Below are 19,944 nucleotides of genomic sequence, written 5' to 3'. Positions count from 1 at the left end.
AATTTCGCGGAAATTGATGATAATATCCAGTTATACGGCGCAGTATATTGAGAAAAAGAAAAGTATCTCCGTTTAAGAAAGTTAGGATTCGGTAAAATCAAGTGACGAGTTCAAGCTGATTTTTGCCAGTTGAACCAGTATGATGATTGATAGAAAGAACAAGAGTTTGATATTAGAAAAGAGGGACGGTATGGCACCATACACGATTGAATAAATAAGCGCGCCCAGTCGCGAACAATTGGATCAAATTATGCGGTTATGGTGGCAGGGGAATTTACAGGCCCACCAGTTTATTCACGCTGAATATTGGAAAAGTAATGCTCCTCTGGTGCGCCCTTTAATTCAGAACCTGTCTAGTATCTGCTGAATCTGGTAGAATTGTGGAAAACCGACTGAGGAGTTTGTCATGCCAGATTATCCAAGCAATATTTCTCGAGCGCAATTTGCGTTAATACAACCTGATTTAGAAAACTTCCGCAAGCATACAAGACCGCGTCGTTATGATCTTTATGACGTATTCAATGCCATCCTTTACTCGCTTACTACAGGGTGTCAATGGCGTGAATTACCGCATGATTTCCCGGAATGGCACACTGTCTACCGCTATTACGATATGTGGCGAGATAAACCAGACCCGACAGCTGATTCGCTATTAGAAAGGCTTTTAAAAAAACTGTTGCTTCCTATCGCTTTGCACAGGGCCGATCGGCCCGAACGTCGTTTGTGATTGTTGATGCTCAAAGTGTTAAAACCACTGATTTAACGAAAAATAGTGGCTACGATGGCGGCAAAAAGATTTCAGGGATTAAGCGTCATATGGCGGTTGATATTAATGGTTTACCACAAGCCATTCTCGTGACACGAGCTAATGTATCAGATCGTTCAGGTGCATTGGCTATGTTTAGTTTGGCTAGCCAAAATTTAGAGCTGGTTCAGCATGTCATGGTTGATGGTGGCTACACTGGCAATGACTTTGCGGATCAGGTGAAGCTCATTTTGAATGCTAAGACGACGGTAGCTAAACGCAACGAGTTGCATATGTTCACGGTGTTACCGCAACGATGGATCGTTGAACGTTCATGGAGTTGGCTAGACAAATGTCGGCGACTTTGGAAAAACTGTGAACGTGCCCTTAACAGCAGTCTTCAAATGGTTGTATTGGCCTTCCTGAAGATAGTTCTTAAAAGATACTAGACAGGTTCTAAGGAACTGCTTTGGGTTTTGCGGGCGATAAAATGATTAAACGCACATAGCGATAGCATTGTGACACCGGAGATGGCTGCCATATAAGCTGCCTGGCCTTTAAGTGGCGCCGTGTAGTGGCCAGCCAAAAAACCGAACGTCTGCGTGATGCCTTCCCAGACGCAGACGAGGCCCACTAAGAACATCCCAAGCCCGGCTAGAAAAACAGCCAGACTTTCAAACTGCCAGTGACCTTCAAGATGAAAATCATCGGAGGGTCTCTTTGAAAAGGTTAAACCTACGATTAAAGCTGTTACGGACACAATACCTGTTAGATTGTTTTGACCGTCGGCAAGCAATGCGGTTGAATGATCGGCTGTACCGATCGCTAATTCGGCTCCGGCAATCAGGACATAGACAATAAGATTTAGAAAAAGAACTCTTCGCGAAGTCTCGATTCGTTGATGACTGGCTTTTGTAATCAAATTCGAGATGCTGATGGGTTTGACGTTTTTTAACATGATTCGACACCTTCTTCAGTTATCTTCGGTGGCAGTTTCAATTTCAATAAAGCTTTGATGGAGTCCGATCTGGAAGCGAAGGATCATCGCAAGATTAAAGCCAACGATGAGGGCGATCATAACCCAAATGTTAGTTGTGATGGCTTGGTGGGTTGAAATCAGACTTCTCAAAGCATCAATTAGATAGGTCATTGGCAACCAAGCATTGATGGCTTTAGCAAAACTGTTGACTAAATAAGTCGGATATAAGCCACCGGAGCCGGCCAGTTGCAAAACTAGAACAATAGAAACCAGCCAGGTGCCAAAACCGCCAAGCAGCAAACGAAGACAGAAAATAAGCGATAGAAACAGCACTGATCCAAGCCAAATCGTTCCGAAAAACGCACCTTGCGAAGTGACATGTAAATGATTGCCTGAAGTCAATGTCCAATAAAGCAGGATTGCTTGTAATAAACCAACTGATCCGATAACCGATGCCTTACTAGCCCACCAAGTCAATGCATGGCGAGGCTTTTTGTGTGGTAGAAAGCCTTCGTACATGGTTCCTAGTGCGATGCCACCAACGTAAAGGCCAATTGCAATCGCAAATGGTGCCATGCCAGTACCATTGTTTGGGATTTTGGCAATATCACTTGTGACCTCATGGACTGGTGTTGCCAAAGCCGATGCATTTCCTGCCTTCGTATGAATGACGCCTAGTTTCTGAACTGCGGCAGTGAGGCTCTCTGCAAGTGTTTGGCTGCCTTGATCAAGTTGCTGTGAGCCACTCAACAAGGACGACGCGCCGGTATTCAGTTTTTCAGTGCCGGATTGCAAAGCAGGAAGATTGGTTTGTACGGTCGCAAGTCCTTGGGCAATTGCCTGATTACCAGTTGCGAGTGCACTAACTCCATTCGTGTACACGGTTAGCCCATTGTTCAACGTTGCGGCGCCTGTGGCTAGCTTTGAGCTGCCGCTGTCAATTGCTTGCGAACCACTTGTCATGGATTGAAGGCCACTCGTAAGTGCGGAAGATTCTGCAGCAAGTTGCTTTTGGTCAGTGTTTCCGGATGCTAGCTGCTTTTGCATATTTTGGGCTAATTGCTTCAGTTTGATAGTCCCTTGTGCTAAGGCAGGTGATTTCTGTGCCAACTGATTCAAACCGTTTTGGATTTGATCAAGACCGTTGGTAAGAGTCGCGGCGTGATCTTCTAACTGATTGAAGCCGTTTGTCATCGTTGTGTTGCCGACGATGAGTTTGGTATTACCAGCCGCGAGTTTATCAACGCCGGTAGACAAAGCTGTCGTCCCTGTCAGTAGTTGCGACTCACCTGTGGTTAATTTTTGTGCCCCGCTGGCCAGTGCTTGACTGCCATTTGCTGCTTTCGCCAACCCTTTAGTTGCCTGGTGCAATGCGTTTAGAACAACAGTTGCGTCCAGCTTAGTGACCTGCGCTGAGACCTTTGCCTTAATTGCCGTTGCCGCGCCTGTTGTCATTTTGGAGACAATGAAATTCTGTCCGGAGTTAAAACGAAAATAGAGATTCATCTTTTGGGGCTTATCGGTCAAAATCGTGGTTGCCATTTTCGAGAAATTCTTGGGGATCGTTAAAATCATGTAATATTTTCCTTGCCGTAATCGATGATCAGCTGTTTTGGCTGAAACATGATGAAAGTCAAGTGAGTTTGACTTATCCAAGTTTTTGGTCAAAGTTTTGCCGATAGTGATGTGGTTGCCATGATAAGTCACAGATTGGTCGTGATTAACGATTGCAACTGGTATGTCGTCCATTTTGCCATAGGTGTCCCACATTGAGGATAGGTAGATAAAACAGTAGATTGCTGGAATTAATGCAATTGCAATCAACACAACCAGCATCATCTTGTGTTGAAACAGATAGCGCCATTCGCTTTTGAACATTTTATGACCGCCTTTCAAATTGACATCCTGTTCATTAGCGATCATAGGGGCGTCTTAAACCTCAAGCAAGCGACAATCTGGTGAATTTGTTCAGTCAAAAATCGCCTTGCTGTGGGCAAGTTCTTCTAAAAATGTGACCAGAACAATATTGTTTGTATGAACATTTGAGACGAATTTGTCAATTGTAAATATTTAATATTTATTGTTAAATGAAGTTGGAAATTGACAACCTGTCAATGGAGGCGAGCTAGCTTGGCAACAAATACAAAGATGGTTGAAACAGAGGTTAAGATTCAAAAGGCGTTTATTCAACTATTGCAGCAAGAAGGTTTTGGAAAAATCAGCGTGCAACAATTGGTCAAACTTGCCGGCATCAGTCGCGGCACTTTTTACCTGCATTATTTTGATAAGTATGACTTACTGAATCATTACGAGGATGAAATTGTCAGCCATGTCAACAGCATCTTCGAACGTTTTCCCAAACCGTTTACCCAAAACGACCGGTCAAAAACGACTCATGAAAATGATGCGTTTTTCCAGTTATTTAAATACCTTTATCACCAGCGCGAGTTGGCTGCCTTGCTGTTAAATGAAGGTGGCGCGCGACTGGTCACCAAGGTCAAACAACTGATTGTGGCAGTTTTACGCCAAGGCGCAGGGGAATCAGTTGAACAATCAAAACAGGTGCCGAGTGACTATGCTCAGGAAATTGTAAGTCAGGGAGTCTTAGATATCATTGTCTATTGGTTGAATCAATTACCGGTTTTGCCTCCAGAAGATGCTTATCGTATTTTTCGCCAAACCCGAATGCTAACGCCGGAAGAACTGACACGGCAGATCAAGTAACGATTATTGATAGATTCGGCAACGCAGAACATTCATGTCGTCTATTTGTAGGGCATGGCATTATCAGCTTTCAAATTATGATCTCTAAGGCGGCAAACCGATGAACGGAGGAAAAATATGAAGTATTGGCGGAGTTTCATCTTGACGTTCGGCGTTGCGATGTTACTGGCGTTTATTATCTCTATCTGGCTGAGAGGTCCATTTCGATGGTGGGTCTTTGTTGGAGGCGCGCTTGGAAGCCTGATAGCCGATTACTGGTTCGGAAGACGGCGGAAAAAGCATAAACATTCCGCAGATTGAATCAAGCTACTCCACTAGACGCTTGAGTGAATATTTATATTTAACTGTATTCATCTCTATGAACATGGCATCCACCGAGACACAATAATTGCCTGAAACCTTTAGCGGCCTTAGAATGGCTGTACTGAAATGAATAGGGGATGTGTCATAGTGGCAAAATTGAATCAAGCAATGAAAGACATGATTGCTGGTGAGTTGTCCTATATTTCAACCGTTGATGCGGATGGCAACCCGGATGTTGGGCCTAAGATCTCAATGCGGGTGTTGGACGATGAGCACCTTATTTACAACGAAATGACAGGTGGCCAAACCCAAGCCAACATTAACGACAACGGGAAAGCGATTGTCGCTGTTGCTAATGCCAAGGCTCTGAAAGGCTTCCGCTTTGGCGGCACTGCCAAGCTCTATACGGACGGTCCTTACTATGATCAAGCAGCAAAGTGGGCTGAGGGCAAATTCCCAGTGCCAAAAGGAGCTGGCGTGATTACCATTGACAAGATCTGGACATTAGACCCCGGTCCTAAGGCAGGGAAGCTTTTTGAAGCGTAAGCCAATGTCTTTAATATAAATATGGGATAACATCTGAAGCACCAAAAGACGGCCAATCAGCGAAAAGATTAGCCGTCTTTTGGTGTTTGTATCAAGAAAAAGGAATGGTTCCGCTGCCCAAACCGCTGCCGTCACCATTCCCTTGCTTTTGCTGAGATGCTATTCGGTTATATCGTTCTTTCTCGATTCCTGTATGAACCGGTGATAAGTTTGCATCACCTGATCAGGTGTATCCATCATCAAATTATGCCCGGCGTTTTGAATTAACGTCGTGTGGACATGGTCGTGCCCGTTGGCAAAGTCAAGTTGATCTTGATAGCCGACTTCATTATCATTTTGGCCCAGTAACATGGTGACAGGTTCCTGAAGCATGCTGGCTAGACGAGATTCGAAAGAAAAACGGTAGTCATGCCGCATTTTCATCGCATCCCAGAATGGCCGATCAAAATGGGCCACAGCTGGTCGGATCAGTTGTTGATATTGTTGCCAAGTAGCGTGGCTGATGACCACGTTCATGTTGAGGTAGTCGGCAAAATCCGCGGCGTCACTTGTCACATCATCCTTCACGACATGCTGCAGTTTTGCAACGTGGCGGCTTGCTTTATCCGCAATGACAACCGGCGCGGTTAAAAAAGCACCGAGAAAATCCGTCGGGAAACGCGCGAGCAGGCCTAATGCCAAGTAACCGCCATAAGAATGGCCCACGAGGTAACTTTGACCTTGACTGGCAGCTTGGATGAAATGATGGAGTTGCGCTAACACATCGTCTGCATTGCGCAATGCTGCCGTGGCAGGCGAACCACCCATGCCGGGCAAATCAAGATAAATCCGCGTATAGCCGGTTTTTTCATTCCCCGTTAACCGCGGCTCATAAAAGGCTGCCATGCTGTGACTGTCCAACCCCATGCCGTGTAAAAAGAAAATCGGTTGGCCGCTTCCAAATGTTTGATAGTGCAATCCGAATTTTTCTGGCATCGATGTCTCCTTACTGGTTAATGATCAGTCACTCTTAGTCGGGATAAATGGCTCAATCAGGTTAGCCAAAGCTTGAATGTTCCGTGTCTGGATGTAAACCGTTCCTGTTCCGGTGAAGCGGTTGACCAAACCTTCGCCGGTTGTGAAGCCGATGACGCCGCTGGCCGGCTGAATGTGGTAATCCAGCTGACTATCCCACGCAACCACATGGCTATTGTCAACAACGTATTCGTGGCTCCCGTCGAGTTGGATCGGGATGATATCACCATACGCCGAAACCAGCATGGTGCCTGTGCCGGCCGTTTCCATAATGAAGAAACCGCCAGTGCCGCCGAACAGCGCGCCGCCAACCTTTTGACTGGTCATGTGATAGCTGGCGGAGCTGTCCATGGCCAGAAAAGCGCCGGTATTCAGACGGTACTGGTGGCTGTCATCAAGCGTTAATTCCTTAATCACCCCCGGATTGCCGGGTGCAATGGCCAATTCGGCATTGGGTGCGGTACCGGTGGCGGTGGTGATGAAAAAGCTTTCGCCGCTTGTCACCGACCGGCCAATCGCGCTCATGAGACCGCCGAGACCTTTCTTGCCGTTGCTGTTCATATGGCCGCTCAACTCGACTAATCCGTTGTGATAAATCATGGAGCCTGATTCAATCTGGATCGTTTCATCCTGTTCCATGGCAATATCCACAACCGGGAAAGTATTGTTGGCCGTGATGGTATATTTCATCGATAAAAACTCCCTTCTTAATTAATTTAATTGTAGCGTACTCAACCGTTGAAGTGCGGCATTTTTCCTCGGAAAAGTTAGTGGAGGCTTGAACCTGACGCCACGTCATCGGCTATTTTTATGTTGAACCGCAAGCCAATCGCATTGATGATCAGTCTCAACTGACAAGATGGGTCGTCGTTGTGAAATATCGCGGTTCGCTTAATTAAAAAAGGACGTGATAATTTTGCCAGAATACTATCCAATGCCGATGTTCGTCAAACTGCCGGTCAAGGATATCGTCAAGGCGGCCAATTGGTACCAAGACAAATTAGGCTTTCAAAAGCTTTATACGTTTAATGATCAATCGGGATCACCCATCATGATGCATATTCGTCGCGAACGGTATCAGGATTTGATGTTGATTCAAGATAAACACGCCTCAGCTGGCAGCAGTGTTGTGATTAACTTATTAGTCAAAGATATTGCGGCGATTGCTGAGAAGACTGAGGAACAATCAATTGTGTCACCACCGGCCCAAAAGCCATGGCAAGCGGTTGAGATGACGCTAAAAGACCTGGATGGGCATAAACTTACTTTGACCGAACCCAAGCCAAATGGGGAATCGTTTCAAGATGTCATGACAAAAGTCAAATAATTTAACTCGAATTAGTTGACAAATGCACAAGTAACCGGTAATCTTTAGCTAATCCAATTCTTAGGAGGTTCTCATGATGACGATGAAGCTGACTCAAAGCGCACAATCATTTTATTTCTGGTTTTTCAGACGCGATCTGTGAGACCAGTTACCTTTGAGTGAGCGGTCACACAGATCAAGCAATTGACTGTGTGGCTGAAATCAGGAGAATCATTCCCAATTCCTTGCCCGCAGTCACATCGACTGCGGGTTTTTGCGTCTGTCGGGTTAATCGCTAAGAATACTGGCAAAAAATATTGGAGGTAGAAGAAATGGCATTAGTTGATCGTATGAATCAGGAAGTTCGGCAGCTCAAGCCGAGCGATATTTTACAGTTTAATGCGGAAATCAGCAAAATTGACGGGATTGTCAAGCTGACATTGGGTGAGCCGGATTTTCCTACGCCGGAACATGTCAAGGCTGCGGGTATCCGCTCGATTGAAAATAATGAAAGCCACTATACCCAAAGCAAGGGGCTGCCGGGATTGCGGGCTGCAGCCAGTCACTATCTGGCGACAAAGTACCACACGAAATATGATCCCGAGAGCCAGATTCTGATCACGGCGGGCGCGACTGGCGGGATTTATTCGAGTTTGACGGCGATGCTGAATAAAGGTGATACCGTGATTATCCCGACACCGATTTTCCCGTTGTATATTCCGATTGTGATGTTGAATGGTGCTAAGCCGATTTTTATTGACACTTCGGCGGACGGCTTCATTTTGAAACCGGAAAAGCTGCAAGCGGCGATTGAAGCGAATAAAGATACGGTAAAAGCCGTTGTGTTGAATTACCCAACGAATCCAACTGGGGTAACTTATAGTCGCGCCGATCTCGAAGCGTTGGCAGCGGTGATTAAACAGTATGAGATTTTTGTGTTGAGCGACGAGATTTATTCCGAATTAACATATACCGGCACCCACGTTTCGCTAGGGGAAGTATTGCCGGAGCAGGCGATCGTTTTAAATGGGGTGTCAAAGTCCCACGCGATGACCGGTTGGCGCGTGGGTATCACGGCGGGGCCGGCGGATATCATTGCCCAAGTCGGAAAAGTCAGCGAATTCACAATCACCAGCGTGACCACGAACGCGCAACGTGCCGCTGAAGAAGCGCTGAAAAATGGTATGAATGATGCCCAGCCGATGAAGGAAGCTTACATGAAGCGACGGGACTTTTTGATCAAAGCCTTGACCGATGCCGGATTGACGGTGCCGCATCCTGATGGGGCCTTCTACATTTTTGCTAAATTACCGGAGCGCATGCATGATAGCTGGAAGTTTGTCTACGCGTTGGCGCGCGAGGCAAAAGTGGCGGTTATTCCGGGTGCCAGTTTTGGTCCTGGCGGTGAAGGTTATGTGCGGATTTCTTATGCGGCGTCAATGGAAGATCTCGAACTAGCGACAGATCGCATTGCTAAGTACATGGCGAGTCATTAATGGCTAAATAGGCAAAGTAACGACAAACAACATGGAGGCAAAGATGACAAAAATTTTGATGTATTCCGTTCGTCCCGATGAGCAAGCTGCCATTGATGACTGGGTGGCCGCTAATCACATTGAGGTAGATACGAACACGGTTGAACTTGGGCCCAAGACGGTTGACTTGGCTAAGGGTTATGACGGCATTGTGATTCAGCAACACGCGGCCATTCCTGATGACGTTGTGTATCAAAAGCTGAAGGCATTTGGTCTTAAGCAGCTGACATTGCGGATTACCGGCTTTGACATTGTGAACCTTGAAGCCGCTACCGCCAACGGATTGGCTGTGACCAACGTGCCAGCGTATTCGCCGCGGTCGGTTTCCGAACTGGTGCTGGCACAAGTGATGCGGCTGATCCGTCACTTAGGAGAAGCAAGTGCCCGCGAAGCGAAGGATGACTACAGCTGGGGTGGCTTGGAAGCTGCGGAAATTCACAATCTGACAGTCGGCATTATTGGCGCCGGCAAAATCGGCAGTGCGGTGGCTAGGATTTTCCGTGCGTTGGGGTCAACGGTGATTGTGAGTGACCCAGTGAAGCGGCCTGAGCTGGCGGATACGGTTAGTTATGTGGATTTGGACACGCTACTGACGACGGCTGATATCGTGACGGTGCATACACCACTGGATGCAATCACCACCCATCTGATTGATGCAGATGCACTGAAAAAAATGAAGCCAAGCGCTTATCTCATTAATGCTGCCCGCGGGCCGATTGTTGATACCGGTGCATTGATTCAGGCGCTGAAGGATCATGTCATTGCCGGTGCGGCGTTGGATACGATTGAAGGGGAAGCCGGTATTTTTGGCGAGGATCGTAGTCAGACTCTGGTGGACAATCCCGAACTCGAGACGTTGAAGGCGATGCCGAACGTTGAGATTACGCCACATATCGGCTTTTACACCGATGCAGCGGTGAAAAACATGATTGATATTTCGTTAGACGATGTCAAGCTCATTTTGGAAGGCGGTCATTCACCGCATCAAGTTAACTAGATTGGAGGAAAATGCATGAAACAAGACGCGAAAACGGTGACGATGAACATTTTGAATGGTTTGTCTGTGGGGATCATCGTGGCGCTGGTGCCTGGCGCTATTTTGAACGCCATTGTGAAGTTGCTTTTGCCGAGCTTTCCGCAACTGGCGGTGGTGACGTATATGACCACGGCCGCCATGACCTTGTTGCCGGCATTGTCGGCGGTTTGTGTGGGCATGATTGCGAAGTTTACGCCGATTCAGACGAGTTCGTTGGCGTTGGCCGCGATTATTGGCGCTGGGAATTACCATTTGACCAAAACAGGCTTAACGGTTGCCGGAACCGGGGATGTCATCAATCTGGCAATTACGCTTGCGATTGGCTATTTGGTGATTTTATTGCTGGGGAATGCGTTGAAAGCCTATACGATCCTGCTGATTCCGTCGCTGGTTTTACTCATTGCCGGCGGTGTGGGAATGTTGACGTTAGGGCCGGTTTCCGGGATTACCAAGTACATCGGGGTGCTCGTGCATGACATTACCGCCTTGCAACCGATCGTCATGGGCGTTTTGATGGGCATCATTTTTGCGGTTTTAATCGTGACTCCGATCAGTACAGTCGGGATTGCCACAGCCATTTCGTTAAGCGGGATCGGCGCCGGATCCGCGAATCTGGGGATTGTCGGGACAAGTTTTGCGCTAGCAGTTTACGGTTGGAAGGCGAATCCGCTTGGCACGTCTTTGGCCCATTTCCTAGGGTCGCCTAAAATGCAGATGGCCAATATTTTGTCTAAGCCGAAGCTGTTCTTACCGATGGCGATCAACGCCGGCATTCTTGGTGGGGTTGGGGCAGCGTTGAACATTCAGGGAACCCCGGCCAGCGCAGGATTCGGGTTTTCTGGACTAGTTGGACCATTGGCGGCGTTAGATGCGATGAAGACCGTGACAGTAGGCAATATTTTGGAGCTGACGCTGCTGTTCTTTGTCTTGCCAATTGGATTAGCTTACATCAGTTATTTATTGTTCACCAAAACGTTACGGTATCAAGTCCCAGAAGATTATGCGCTGCATTATGACTGATCATTTTGATAAAATCGATTGTGCAAAATAAAACGCTCGTTTCGTTTCGATTGGTATAGGCTGGGAATCGTTTGCATGGTAGAATAAAAGAGACGTTTGTACCTGTTGAAAGCGAGGCGATCGGAATGGTTACTTGGTGGACCCAACAAGGATTGGGTTTGCAGTTGGTGGTGGGCGTGGTTGCATTGGTGATCGTTGCCGGTCTTTTATGGATGTTGCTATCGTTGGTGTTGTTGCCGTTGTTGGCGGTTTTACAGCGCGTTTTGTCATCGGTGGAGAACACAACGTCCATGAGCACTCAGGATTATCTGCTGGGCACGTTGACACTGGCGGTTGCCCCTGATCATACGGGCGAAGTCATGGTGACGGGTGGCGGCCGGGCGCGGCAAACTTACCCGGCTAAATTGTGGTCAGGCACGCATCGTCCACTTGAACAGGGCACCAAAGTCGTGATTATCGAACTCACAGAAGGCGTCGCATATGTTGATGAGGTCGCCGCACATAACCAACCCTAAGAGGAGGGGACGAATGGAAATTTTAGCTGATTATATGCCATGGATCATTGTGATCGTTGTCTTACTGTTGCTTTTTATTTTCTTGGCAACGCACCGCAAGACAGCATTGCCTAACGAGGTTCTGATTATTTCCGGTGCCTTGATATCTGGCAAGCATAGCTTTCGGGATATTAACGGGAATCGGGTGAAGCTGATCACGAATGGCGGGTCGTTTATCCTGCCGATTTTACAGCGCTGGGATGTTTTAAGCCTGAACACCCGCACAATCGAGGTGGCAACGCCGGAAGTTTACACGCAGCAAGGCGTTCCGATCATCGTCAACGGAACGGTTATTTTAAAAATCGGTTCCAGTCAGGAAGAAGTCGCAACTGCTGCCGAACAGTTTTTAGGCAAAAATGACGAACAGATCAACGCCGAAGCGACCGAAATTCTTGAAGGCCATTTGCGGGCTATTTTAGGCACGTTAACGGTTGAAGATACTTACCAAAACCGGGATGCGTTTGCCGAGAAAGTTCAGGACGTGGCGAGTTCCGATTTAGCCAAAATGGGTCTGCAGATTATCTCATTTACGATCAAAGATATTGCTGACAAGAACGGCTATCTTGATTCATTAGGTAAGAAGCAGATTGCCGAGGTCAAGAAAAACGCGGCAGTTGCTGAAGCGGCCGCTAACCGTGACACGCGGATTCAGCAAGCCCAAGCCGATCAGGAAGCCAAACAGCAGGAAATCGAGCGACAGACGCAGGTGGCGGATGCCGAACGCGAGCAACAAGTCAAAATGGCCGACTTCAAGAAGCAACAGGAAATTGCCCAGGCCCAGGCCGATCAGGCAGCGATTGTTGAGCAGATGAAGGCCAAGCAGGTTCAAAAGGAAAAAGATATTGAACTGGCCCAGAAGAACGCGGAACTGCAGGAACAGGAACTGAATGCCACCGTGCGTAAACAGGCAGATGCTGACTTGTATAAGGCTCAGCGTGCGGCTGAAGCGCAGAAGGCGACCCAGATTGCTGCAGCCGAAGCGTCAGCCAAGCAAGTTGAATTGGCTGCTGAAGCGAATGCCAATGCTACGAAAGCAATTGGGGAAGCCGAAGCCGGAAAGACCCGGGCAATCGGGCTGGCCCAGGCGGAAGCGATCGCGAAGCAGGCAGAAGCAGCGCGTCAATTGGATGAATCTGGTCGTTTCAAGATGACCATCGAGGCAATGCCGAAGATCATTGAAGCTGCCATGAGTCCTTACGCCAACGTTGATTCGATTAAGCTCTATGGTGACGGCGACCTCACCAAGCAAACCAGTGGCAGTTTGGTGAAGGAACTGGACATGCTTCAGGAAGTGGCAGGCATTGACATTCGCGGGATGTTAAATGGCGCTCTCATGCATCAAGCAGGCAATCAGCCAGTGGTCGATGCCATCAAGGGTCGGCACGCGGACACTGCCGAAAAGGCGCCGCAAAAGCAGTCGGAAGTACCGCAAAAGCAACCGGCAGCACCAGCAGCACCGGCAACCTCCGCCGCCAAGCCGGCCGCAACCAGTCAATCGGCAGCAATTGCACCAACAAAAGAGGCAGATAAGCCGTGGAAGAAATAGTGATGCGCCAGTGTCATTAGCGGCTGCGTAACGTAAAAAGGTCGCTGGGGCATAATTCACATCGGCAATATGAAAACGAACATACTCAGTAATTGTGAGTATGTTCGTTTTTGTTTTCCCAGAAGTAAATCGTTAGGGATGTTGAGATGTTAGTGCCAAAGCGGAGCAATCGTAGGCCGGATGGGGCTCAGCCGTGGAAACAACACAGCGACGGTTTTTGTCGCTGATGTTGTTAGGCGACTTTGAGACAGCGGTTTTCTGGCTCAAAGCGCCGTCACAGCGTTCCAGCACCATCTGGCCGGAGATTGCGTAGTTTGGCACGGCATGGAACCTATTGCCTGAAGCCCTTCTGTATCGTTCGGAATTTATTAAACTGTTGATGCTTTTGCAGAATTATGGCTTCGCTTCATTTTTTGATAGGCCAGCAAACACCATCTACCTCAAGCAATGCCCTCGATATAAGGTGCCGGGCGGTGAAAATTTTGGTGAATGCTGCTGTAAATGACGCGAACGGCTTTATCATAGTCTTTGTCGTTGACGCCGATCAGTAAGTTGATATCGTCGTTGGTTTGACTGACCAACTGGACATTTAACAGGTTGTCATCCAAATACGCAAGCACTTTGCCCGCAATCGCCGGTCGTTTTCGCAATTGACGGGAAACCATCGCAATTAAGGCGACATTTTCAGTGACTTCTAGTTTATCCGGCTGACAGGCGGTTTTAATTGCTGCTGTTAACTCACGAACCGAGATTTGGTGGCGGGGTTCTCGAATCAACAAGCTGAAGCTGTCGATGCCGGTTGGCAGGTAGTCAACGACTAGATGATGGGCAGCAATGACGCCCAATGCGCGTTGAATGACTTCCAAGTGTAAAGCAAGCTGGTATTGACGAATAGTAATGACGAGATAATGTTTTCGCCCAGCAATGCCGGTGATAATGCGCAGTTCGTCGCTGGGGTCGTCATCATGAATGATCAACGTTCCCGGATCCTGTGGTGCATTGATATTGAGAATGCGGGTTGGAATTTTACATTCACGAACCGGCTGGACGGCTTCTTCCTGAAACACACTAAAGCCCATATAGGTCAATTCGCGCAACTCATCATAGCTCATCACATCAATACTGTCGGCATCCTTGATAATGCGCGGATCCGCCATTTTAATGCCAGACACATCAGTCCAGTTTTCATATAAATCTGCCTGAGCCAACCGCGCTAACCATGCGCCGGAGATATCCGATCCGCCACGGGGCATGAGTTGAACATGCCCGGCTTGATTCTGTCCGTAAAATCCGGGGATGACCAAGCCGTGATGCTTAGGAAGCTGGCGATAGGCTGCCTGGGTTTTGGCCTCATCAATGGCGCCGTTTTGATCAAAAAAGAATAAGTCGACGGCGTCCACGAAGGTGTAGCCCAGATACGCTGCCATCAATTGAGCGGTCAAAAATTCGCCGCGGGATACCAGATAATCGCGCGAATAATGCGTGGCAAGCCGATGACGGATCGTGTTCATTAATTTAATTAAAGGCACGTGTAACTGTAATGCGTGATTGATGGCTTCCAATCTGGCCTCTACCTGAGCAAACATCTGCGTCACATCGCGGCCGGCTTCGATGCCGTCTGCAATGAGGTAGAGGATGTCTGTGAGTTTTTGCGTGGCCGGTCCATATTTACCGGCGGCGCTGACGACCACAAGCTGACGCTGGGGATCCTGATCGATAATGGCTTTGACTTTTTGAAATTGATCGGCGGTGGCAACGGAACTGCCGCCAAATTTTGCGACTTTCATCCGATGACCTCCTGATCCAATTGCTGTTTGACATCGCGCGCGACGAGTTCGCTGTCGCCAATCGCCGCCATGAATGCATGGGCATCAATTGCCAAAACGCCACGCATGAGTCGATGCATTTCGCCGACCGGGATTTGTTTAATCAGCAGCCGGTGGTCGATCACTTCAGTTTGCTTGTCGTTAAACATCGCAAAGGTTAACGGATCAGCCCGTAACAGATAATCGGCAACACTGAGGTCAGGATCAAATTGTAAGGTTTGCTTGAAGTCGCGTTTCAGATGGGTGACCTTTTCCAGAATATCGAAAAGATCTTGAACAATCGCGTTGGCCGTCGGGTATTTGCCGGCGCCTTGGCCATAGAACTGTAAATCGCCAATGGTTTGACCATGCAAGCGAATGAGGTTGAAGTTTTCAAAAGTATTTGCGGCCAAGGCGGTGGCTGGATAAAGTCGCGGCTCAACGACCATACTATAATGATCACCGATTCGCTTACTTTTACCGATTAAACGCAGCACTTGGTGGTGTTTGGCGAAAAAGTCGATGTCGGCTTTGCTGACGTGACGGATGCCAAACTTAGGCACATCACGCGGCGGTACCATATTGTAGGCCAAAGCCGCAGAGATTTTGAGCTTGTTGACAATGTCATCGCCGTCAATGTCGGCACTCGGGTCGGCTTCGGCATAGCCCATGTCCTTGGCCGCCAAAAGGACAGGATCGAAATCGAGGTGGGCACGTTGCATCTGGTCTAAAATGTAATTGCTGGTGCCATTAAAGATGCCTTCGATTGTATCGACCTGATCAATCCGCGCAGCCCGTTCCAGATTACGGATCCAGGGAATGCCACCGCCAGTCGTTGCTTCAAAATAGAAGCGAACATGATGCTGTTCGGCAGTGGTAATAAATTCAGGCAGATAACGGGCAACAACCGCTTTATTGGCTGTCACAACATGCTTGCCATGGCGCAAGGCTCGGAGAATATAATCGTAAGCGGGATGCAGCCCGCCGATTGCCTCCACCACCACATCGATAGAAGGATCCGCAAGAATGGCATCGAAATCAGTTGTCATCTCAGGCATGGTGGCAGGGTGAGTTGGGCGAATAAAAATCGCAGTGACCCGCATTCGGCGATCACCATTCGCAACAATATCGTAAACGCCGCTACCGACAGTACCAAAACCTAAGATGGCAATATTCATATTTCTCAGCTCCTTGTTTATAAAATATAGACACTTGTTTTTCTAATGCGAACAGATTATCATATCCATATCGTAAAAACAAGTCGGATCAGATAGGAGAATCGTTCACATGCGATACACGAGCACACGGGATCAACGAGTAACCAAAACGAGTCAGCAAGCCATTAAGCAAGGTATTTCCGAAGAAGGCGGCTTATTCGTTTTGCCGCATTTAACGGATTATCGGATTGCGCTTCAGGATTTACTGGGAGCAGATTATGAAACGATTGCTCAGCATGTTCTCATGACCCTGTTGCCTGATTTTAACACTGCTTCATTGAAAAAAGCGATCCATTTAGCATATCGACAAAATTTTTCCGATAAACGCATCACACCGATTCGAAAAGTCGGCGATTTTCACGTGCTTGAATTATTTCACGGTCCGACCAGTGCCTTCAAAGACGTGGGGCTGCAATTATTACCCCAATTGATGCGATTGGCCCTTGATCTGGAAGATCGCATTATGATTCTGGCGGCGACCAGTGGCGATACCGGCACCGCGGCCCTGCAGGGATTCAAAAATGTGCCGCAAACTGGTATTACGGTTTTTTATCCCGATCATGGGGTTAGCCCGATTCAGGAGCAGCAGATGCTGACAACAACTGGTAAGAATACGCGGGTGTTCCCGATTGCCGGTAATTTTGACCAGGCGCAAAGTGCGGTCAAAGCGTTGTTTACCGATACGGGTTTTGCTGCGCGATTGCAGGCTGAGCAGGTTACGTTGTCGGCAGCCAATTCCATTAATATCGGCCGGCTGATCCCACAAGTGGTTTATTATTTTGCCGCTTATTTGCAACTGGTCAACAGCCATGCAATCCAGTTAGGGGAACCGGTTAATTTCACGGTGCCGACCGGAAACTTTGGCGATGTGCTGGCTGGTTTTTATGCCAAGGCACTGGGCTTGCCGATTCATAAACTGATTGCTGCGGCTAATGCCAATCGCGAGATCGCGGATTTTCTTGATACTGGCATCTATGACCGCAATCGGCCGTTTTTAAAAACCGTTGCCCCAAGTATGGATATTCAGATTTCAAGTAATCTGGAACGCCTGCTGTATTATAAGAGCGGCGAAGATAGTGCCTATGTGGCCATGCTAATGAAAGATCTAGCGAAAACAGGACGCTATCAAGTCCGTTCTGATGTGCTGGCGGCGATTCAAGCTGATTTTGCCGGTGGTTTTGCGACTGACGAACAAGTAGCAGAGGCGATTGCCAAAGTCTGGCAGCAAGATGGCTACTTAATGGATCCACACACAGCAGTCGGCTATAGTGTGATGCAACAATATCGGGCCACGGGTGATACCACGCCGAATGTTTTGTTGGCCACAGCGAGTCCTTACAAGTTCCCGCGTGCGGTAACTAAGGCACTTGACTTGCCGGTTTCAGGCGACGATTTTTCGTTGATGAAGCAACTACAACAGGTGAGTGGCCTTGCGATTCCAGCAAATCTGGCCCGTCTGGCTGGAATGACGCCGCAACCGAAACACGTGATTGCACCAGCAGCAATGGGCACCGCCATTCTCGATGCGGCAAAGGAGGTTTTCGATGATGATTCGCGTGTCCGTTCCGGCAACAACCGCTAATTTAGGTGTTGGTTACGATGTGTTGGGCATGGCCCTTGATCTCAAAGCTCGGTTCACTTTTGAACCGAGCACCCAAAAGCTTGAGATCATCGGTGACGGGAATGATTTTGCTAATCCGGAAAATTTAATTTATCGCGCCTTTGTCACGTTTGCGAATGCGATTCATCAACCGGTTCCCAACTTACGTATCACCGTTGACTCGGATGTTCCCAGTGCGCGTGGGCTGGGCAGTTCGGCGACGTGTGTGGTCGGCGGTCTTGCTGCGGCGAATGCCTGGTTTCACGCCGGCTGGGATGAAGCCGCCCTTTTGAAGTTGGCCACTCAGATGGAAGGACACCCGGATAATGCGGCGCCGGCCATTTATGGACAGGTCTGTGCGACTGTTTTGGCGGGTAATGAACCGATTGTCCGGCAGTACCCCGTCAGCCAACAGCTGCATTTTGTTACCTTGATTCCGCCATACGCGGTTAGCACCGAAGAAGCACGCAATATTTTGCCGGCAACCATGAGTTATGCGGATGCGGCTTATCAAATGGGCCGCTGCGTTTTGATGACCCGTGCATTGGTGGATGGAGATTTATCGCTGTTACGCCAGGTGGCTCAGGATCGGATGCACGAGCCGTATCGCGCAACGTTGATTCCGGATTATCAGGCAGCGCGCGAAGAAACAGCCGCACACGACGGGATCTTATTGATTTCCGGGTCGGGATCGACCATGCTGGCCATTGTTGGCGATGCCGCCGGAGCCGAACAACTGCAAAAGGCAGCCGCGCAACGTTGGCCGGAATGGCAAGTGCGGATCGTGACGCCAAGTGAACAAGGCGTACAGGTGGTAAAAACGGGGGAACTTTCAAAAAAAGTCGAGCATTGAAGCTCGGCTTTTTTTACGCGCCATAATTGAGTTTTCTACGCCAAATAGTGTAATATGGCGAGGAAAGGGAGCGCTTGGCGATGAAATATTTTGACTTTGAAAGCCTCAATGCACTGGTGGTCACCCCTGCCATCATGGCTAAGATGAATCAGATTTATGAATTGCGCGGACAACAACAGGACAGTCTACAGAAGAGTCGGGTTGCTTTAGACAGACTGGTCAACATTGCCAAAGTTGAAAGCACCGATGCGTCCAACCGAATTGAAGGAGTTTATACCAGTGACACGCGTTTACGGGAACTGGTGAACAAAAAGACGACGCCCCACAATCGTAGTGAGGCGGAGATTTCCGGATATCGTGATGTTTTAGAGTTGATCCATGAGCACTATCAAGACATTCCTATTACTAGCAATTCAATCCTTGGCTTACACAAACAGTTATTTAATTACACTGAAAGTACATGGGGTGGTCATTACAAAGACATCAATAACACCATTGTCAATCACTATAAATATGGAAGTCAGGGTGTCAGATTCACCCCACCACCGGCGCACATGACACCTGAGTTGGTCGATTCGTTGTGCCATGCCTACAATCAGGCAATCCATGCCGGCGTTTTATCGCCATTATTGCTGACCGGCGCATTTGTTTTTGACTTTGTATCCATTCACCCGTTCAGAGATGGCAATGGTCGCATGTCGCGGCTTTTAATGCTGCTGACGTTATACCAAAACAACTTTTTGGTAGGAAAATTCGTTAGTATTGAACAACTTATCGAACACACAAAATCTGCTTATTACGAGCGGCTCCAACAGAGTTCGACCGATTGGATGACGAATGGTAATTCATACGCGCCGTTCCTTGATTACTTCTTGAGCATTATTTTGCAGGCTTATCGTGATTTGAATGAGCGCATCAACATCACACAACCTCAAGCTAAGTCGGCGGCAGAATTGGTCTTAAATGCGTTGCAGAGAGAATTACGGCCACTGAGCAAGCGTGATTTATTATCGCTTGTGCCAGAATACAGTCAGCGTTCAATCGAACGGGCCCTTCTCGAACTACAAAATAAACAGCAGATCGAGAAAATCGGCAGAGGGCGAGCAACAAGATATCGTCTCGTTTGACGGCTATTTTCTGGTAATATAAAGGCAGACAACT

Annotated in this window: 18 protein-coding genes; 12 read left to right on the top strand and 6 right to left on the bottom strand. The window is 48.1% G+C overall.

Going from position 1 to position 19,944, the window contains the following annotated elements; genetic code table 11:
* Positions 1-406: 406 nt before the first annotated feature.
* Positions 407-1,194, top strand: a protein-coding gene (locus LACZS1_RS10150) for an IS5 family transposase (protein ID WP_094515910.1) whose coding sequence is annotated in 2 segments (ribosomal slippage) — positions 407-674 and positions 674-1,194 — 789 coding nt in all. Because the reading frame shifts where the segments join, the coding sequence is not laid out codon by codon here.
* Here the strand turns inward: LACZS1_RS10150 and LACZS1_RS10145 are convergent.
* Both LACZS1_RS10145 and LACZS1_RS10140 read right to left on the bottom strand, forming a co-directional pair.
* The gene (locus tag LACZS1_RS10145; RefSeq protein ID WP_306402843.1) at positions 1,191-1,703 is read right to left on the bottom strand and encodes a cation diffusion facilitator family transporter; all 513 of its coding nucleotides are present in this window, start codon (positions 1,701-1,703) and stop codon (positions 1,191-1,193) included. The genes LACZS1_RS10150 and LACZS1_RS10145 overlap by 4 nt on opposite strands.
* 15 nt (positions 1,704-1,718) lie before the next feature.
* Positions 1,719-3,602: a YhgE/Pip domain-containing protein gene (locus tag LACZS1_RS10140; RefSeq protein ID WP_093997820.1), complete on the bottom strand. Its 1,884-nt coding sequence runs from the start codon at positions 3,600-3,602 to the stop codon at positions 1,719-1,721.
* 252 nt (positions 3,603-3,854) lie between these two features.
* Between LACZS1_RS10140 and LACZS1_RS10135 the strand changes: the two genes are divergently transcribed.
* Positions 3,855-4,448, top strand: a complete 594-nt coding sequence (locus LACZS1_RS10135; RefSeq protein ID WP_070652255.1) for a TetR/AcrR family transcriptional regulator — start codon at positions 3,855-3,857, stop codon at positions 4,446-4,448.
* Between the two features lie 447 nt (positions 4,449-4,895).
* On the top strand, positions 4,896-5,297 hold the full coding sequence (locus LACZS1_RS10130; RefSeq protein WP_080978087.1) for a pyridoxamine 5'-phosphate oxidase family protein: 402 nt from the start codon (positions 4,896-4,898) through the stop codon (positions 5,295-5,297).
* A gap of 159 nt (positions 5,298-5,456) precedes the next feature.
* Here LACZS1_RS10130 and LACZS1_RS10125 read toward each other — a convergent pair whose 3' ends face one another.
* Positions 5,457-6,272, bottom strand: coding sequence for an alpha/beta fold hydrolase (locus LACZS1_RS10125; RefSeq protein ID WP_070652253.1), 816 nt, complete (start codon positions 6,270-6,272; stop codon positions 5,457-5,459).
* A gap of 24 nt (positions 6,273-6,296) precedes the next feature.
* Positions 6,297-7,001 (bottom strand): TIGR00266 family protein, encoded by a 705-nt coding sequence (locus tag LACZS1_RS10120; RefSeq protein ID WP_070652252.1) that lies wholly within the window; start codon positions 6,999-7,001, stop codon positions 6,297-6,299.
* A 226-nt stretch (positions 7,002-7,227) separates the two neighbouring features.
* Here LACZS1_RS10120 and LACZS1_RS10115 point away from each other — a divergent pair, with 226 nt between their 5' ends.
* The 6 genes from LACZS1_RS10115 (at position 7,228) to LACZS1_RS10090 (ending at position 13,308) form a co-directional block, all read left to right on the top strand.
* Complete coding sequence (locus LACZS1_RS10115; protein WP_083311646.1) at positions 7,228-7,638, top strand: VOC family protein; 411 nt, start codon at positions 7,228-7,230, stop codon at positions 7,636-7,638.
* A gap of 311 nt (positions 7,639-7,949) precedes the next feature.
* Positions 7,950-9,113 carry an aminotransferase class I/II-fold pyridoxal phosphate-dependent enzyme gene (locus tag LACZS1_RS10110; RefSeq protein ID WP_070652251.1) on the top strand — a complete coding sequence of 388 codons (1,164 nt, stop codon included), beginning with the start codon at positions 7,950-7,952 and terminating at the stop codon, positions 9,111-9,113.
* 43 nt (positions 9,114-9,156) lie between these two features.
* Positions 9,157-10,149 carry a D-2-hydroxyacid dehydrogenase gene (locus LACZS1_RS10105; protein WP_070652250.1) on the top strand — a complete coding sequence of 331 codons (993 nt, stop codon included), beginning with the start codon at positions 9,157-9,159 and terminating at the stop codon, positions 10,147-10,149.
* Between the two features lie 15 nt (positions 10,150-10,164).
* Positions 10,165-11,208 carry a PTS sugar transporter subunit IIC gene (locus LACZS1_RS10100; RefSeq protein ID WP_070652249.1) on the top strand — a complete coding sequence of 348 codons (1,044 nt, stop codon included), beginning with the start codon at positions 10,165-10,167 and terminating at the stop codon, positions 11,206-11,208.
* 125 nt (positions 11,209-11,333) lie between these two features.
* A complete protein-coding gene (locus LACZS1_RS10095) occupies positions 11,334-11,723 on the top strand; it encodes an NfeD C-terminal domain-containing protein (protein WP_032958671.1) in 390 nt (129 codons plus the stop codon).
* Between the two features lie 13 nt (positions 11,724-11,736).
* Complete coding sequence (locus LACZS1_RS10090) at positions 11,737-13,308, top strand: flotillin family protein (protein WP_070652248.1); 1,572 nt, start codon at positions 11,737-11,739, stop codon at positions 13,306-13,308.
* Positions 13,309-13,748: 440 nt separating this feature from the next.
* On the opposite strand, the gene LACZS1_RS10085 is transcribed toward LACZS1_RS10090, so the two are convergent.
* Positions 13,749-15,095, bottom strand: a complete 1,347-nt coding sequence (locus LACZS1_RS10085) for an aspartate kinase (protein ID WP_306402842.1) — start codon at positions 15,093-15,095, stop codon at positions 13,749-13,751.
* Positions 15,092-16,291: a homoserine dehydrogenase gene (locus tag LACZS1_RS10080; protein WP_070652246.1), complete on the bottom strand. Its 1,200-nt coding sequence runs from the start codon at positions 16,289-16,291 to the stop codon at positions 15,092-15,094. Before LACZS1_RS10080 ends, LACZS1_RS10085 begins: the two co-directional genes overlap by 4 nt.
* Positions 16,292-16,400: 109 nt before the next feature.
* Between LACZS1_RS10080 and thrC the strand changes: the two genes are divergently transcribed.
* The 3 genes from thrC (at position 16,401) to LACZS1_RS10065 (ending at position 19,910) form a co-directional block, all read left to right on the top strand.
* Positions 16,401-17,912: a threonine synthase gene (gene thrC, locus LACZS1_RS10075; RefSeq protein WP_070652245.1), complete on the top strand. Its 1,512-nt coding sequence runs from the start codon at positions 16,401-16,403 to the stop codon at positions 17,910-17,912.
* Positions 17,878-18,783 (top strand): homoserine kinase, encoded by a 906-nt coding sequence (thrB, locus tag LACZS1_RS10070; protein WP_070652277.1) that lies wholly within the window; start codon positions 17,878-17,880, stop codon positions 18,781-18,783. Before thrC ends, thrB begins: the two co-directional genes overlap by 35 nt.
* An 80-nt stretch (positions 18,784-18,863) precedes the next feature.
* The gene (locus tag LACZS1_RS10065) at positions 18,864-19,910 is read left to right on the top strand and encodes a Fic family protein (protein ID WP_070652244.1); all 1,047 of its coding nucleotides are present in this window, start codon (positions 18,864-18,866) and stop codon (positions 19,908-19,910) included.
* Positions 19,911-19,944: the final 34 nt, after the last annotated feature.

This window comes from Lacticaseibacillus zeae subsp. silagei (assembly GCF_030770335.1).
Lineage (GTDB): Bacteria > Bacillota > Bacilli > Lactobacillales > Lactobacillaceae > Lacticaseibacillus > Lacticaseibacillus zeae.
This window is presented reverse-complemented; position numbering and strand designations above follow the sequence as displayed.

Bases quoted from the DNA above. Each gene is read 5' to 3' on its own strand.
- LACZS1_RS10145 (WP_306402843.1), bottom strand. From the start codon at position 1,703: ATGTTAAAAAACGTCAAACCCATCAGCATCTCGAATTTGATTACAAAA.
- LACZS1_RS10095 (WP_032958671.1), top strand. From the start codon at position 11,334: ATGGTTACTTGGTGGACCCAACAAGGATTGGGTTTGCAGTTGGTGGTG.
- LACZS1_RS10100 (WP_070652249.1), top strand. From the start codon at position 10,165: ATGAAACAAGACGCGAAAACGGTGACGATGAACATTTTGAATGGTTTG.
- LACZS1_RS10120 (WP_070652252.1), bottom strand. From the start codon at position 7,001: ATGAAATATACCATCACGGCCAACAATACTTTCCCGGTTGTGGATATT.
- LACZS1_RS10080 (WP_070652246.1), bottom strand. From the start codon at position 16,291: ATGAATATTGCCATCTTAGGTTTTGGTACTGTCGGTAGCGGCGTTTAC.
- thrB (WP_070652277.1), top strand. From the start codon at position 17,878: ATGATTCGCGTGTCCGTTCCGGCAACAACCGCTAATTTAGGTGTTGGT.
- LACZS1_RS10125 (WP_070652253.1), bottom strand. From the start codon at position 6,272: ATGCCAGAAAAATTCGGATTGCACTATCAAACATTTGGAAGCGGCCAA.
- LACZS1_RS10105 (WP_070652250.1), top strand. From the start codon at position 9,157: ATGACAAAAATTTTGATGTATTCCGTTCGTCCCGATGAGCAAGCTGCC.
- LACZS1_RS10090 (WP_070652248.1), top strand. From the start codon at position 11,737: ATGGAAATTTTAGCTGATTATATGCCATGGATCATTGTGATCGTTGTC.
- LACZS1_RS10110 (WP_070652251.1), top strand. From the start codon at position 7,950: ATGGCATTAGTTGATCGTATGAATCAGGAAGTTCGGCAGCTCAAGCCG.
- LACZS1_RS10140 (WP_093997820.1), bottom strand. From the start codon at position 3,602: ATGTTCAAAAGCGAATGGCGCTATCTGTTTCAACACAAGATGATGCTG.
- thrC (WP_070652245.1), top strand. From the start codon at position 16,401: ATGCGATACACGAGCACACGGGATCAACGAGTAACCAAAACGAGTCAG.
- LACZS1_RS10085 (WP_306402842.1), bottom strand. From the start codon at position 15,095: ATGAAAGTCGCAAAATTTGGCGGCAGTTCCGTTGCCACCGCCGATCAA.
- LACZS1_RS10065 (WP_070652244.1), top strand. From the start codon at position 18,864: ATGAAATATTTTGACTTTGAAAGCCTCAATGCACTGGTGGTCACCCCT.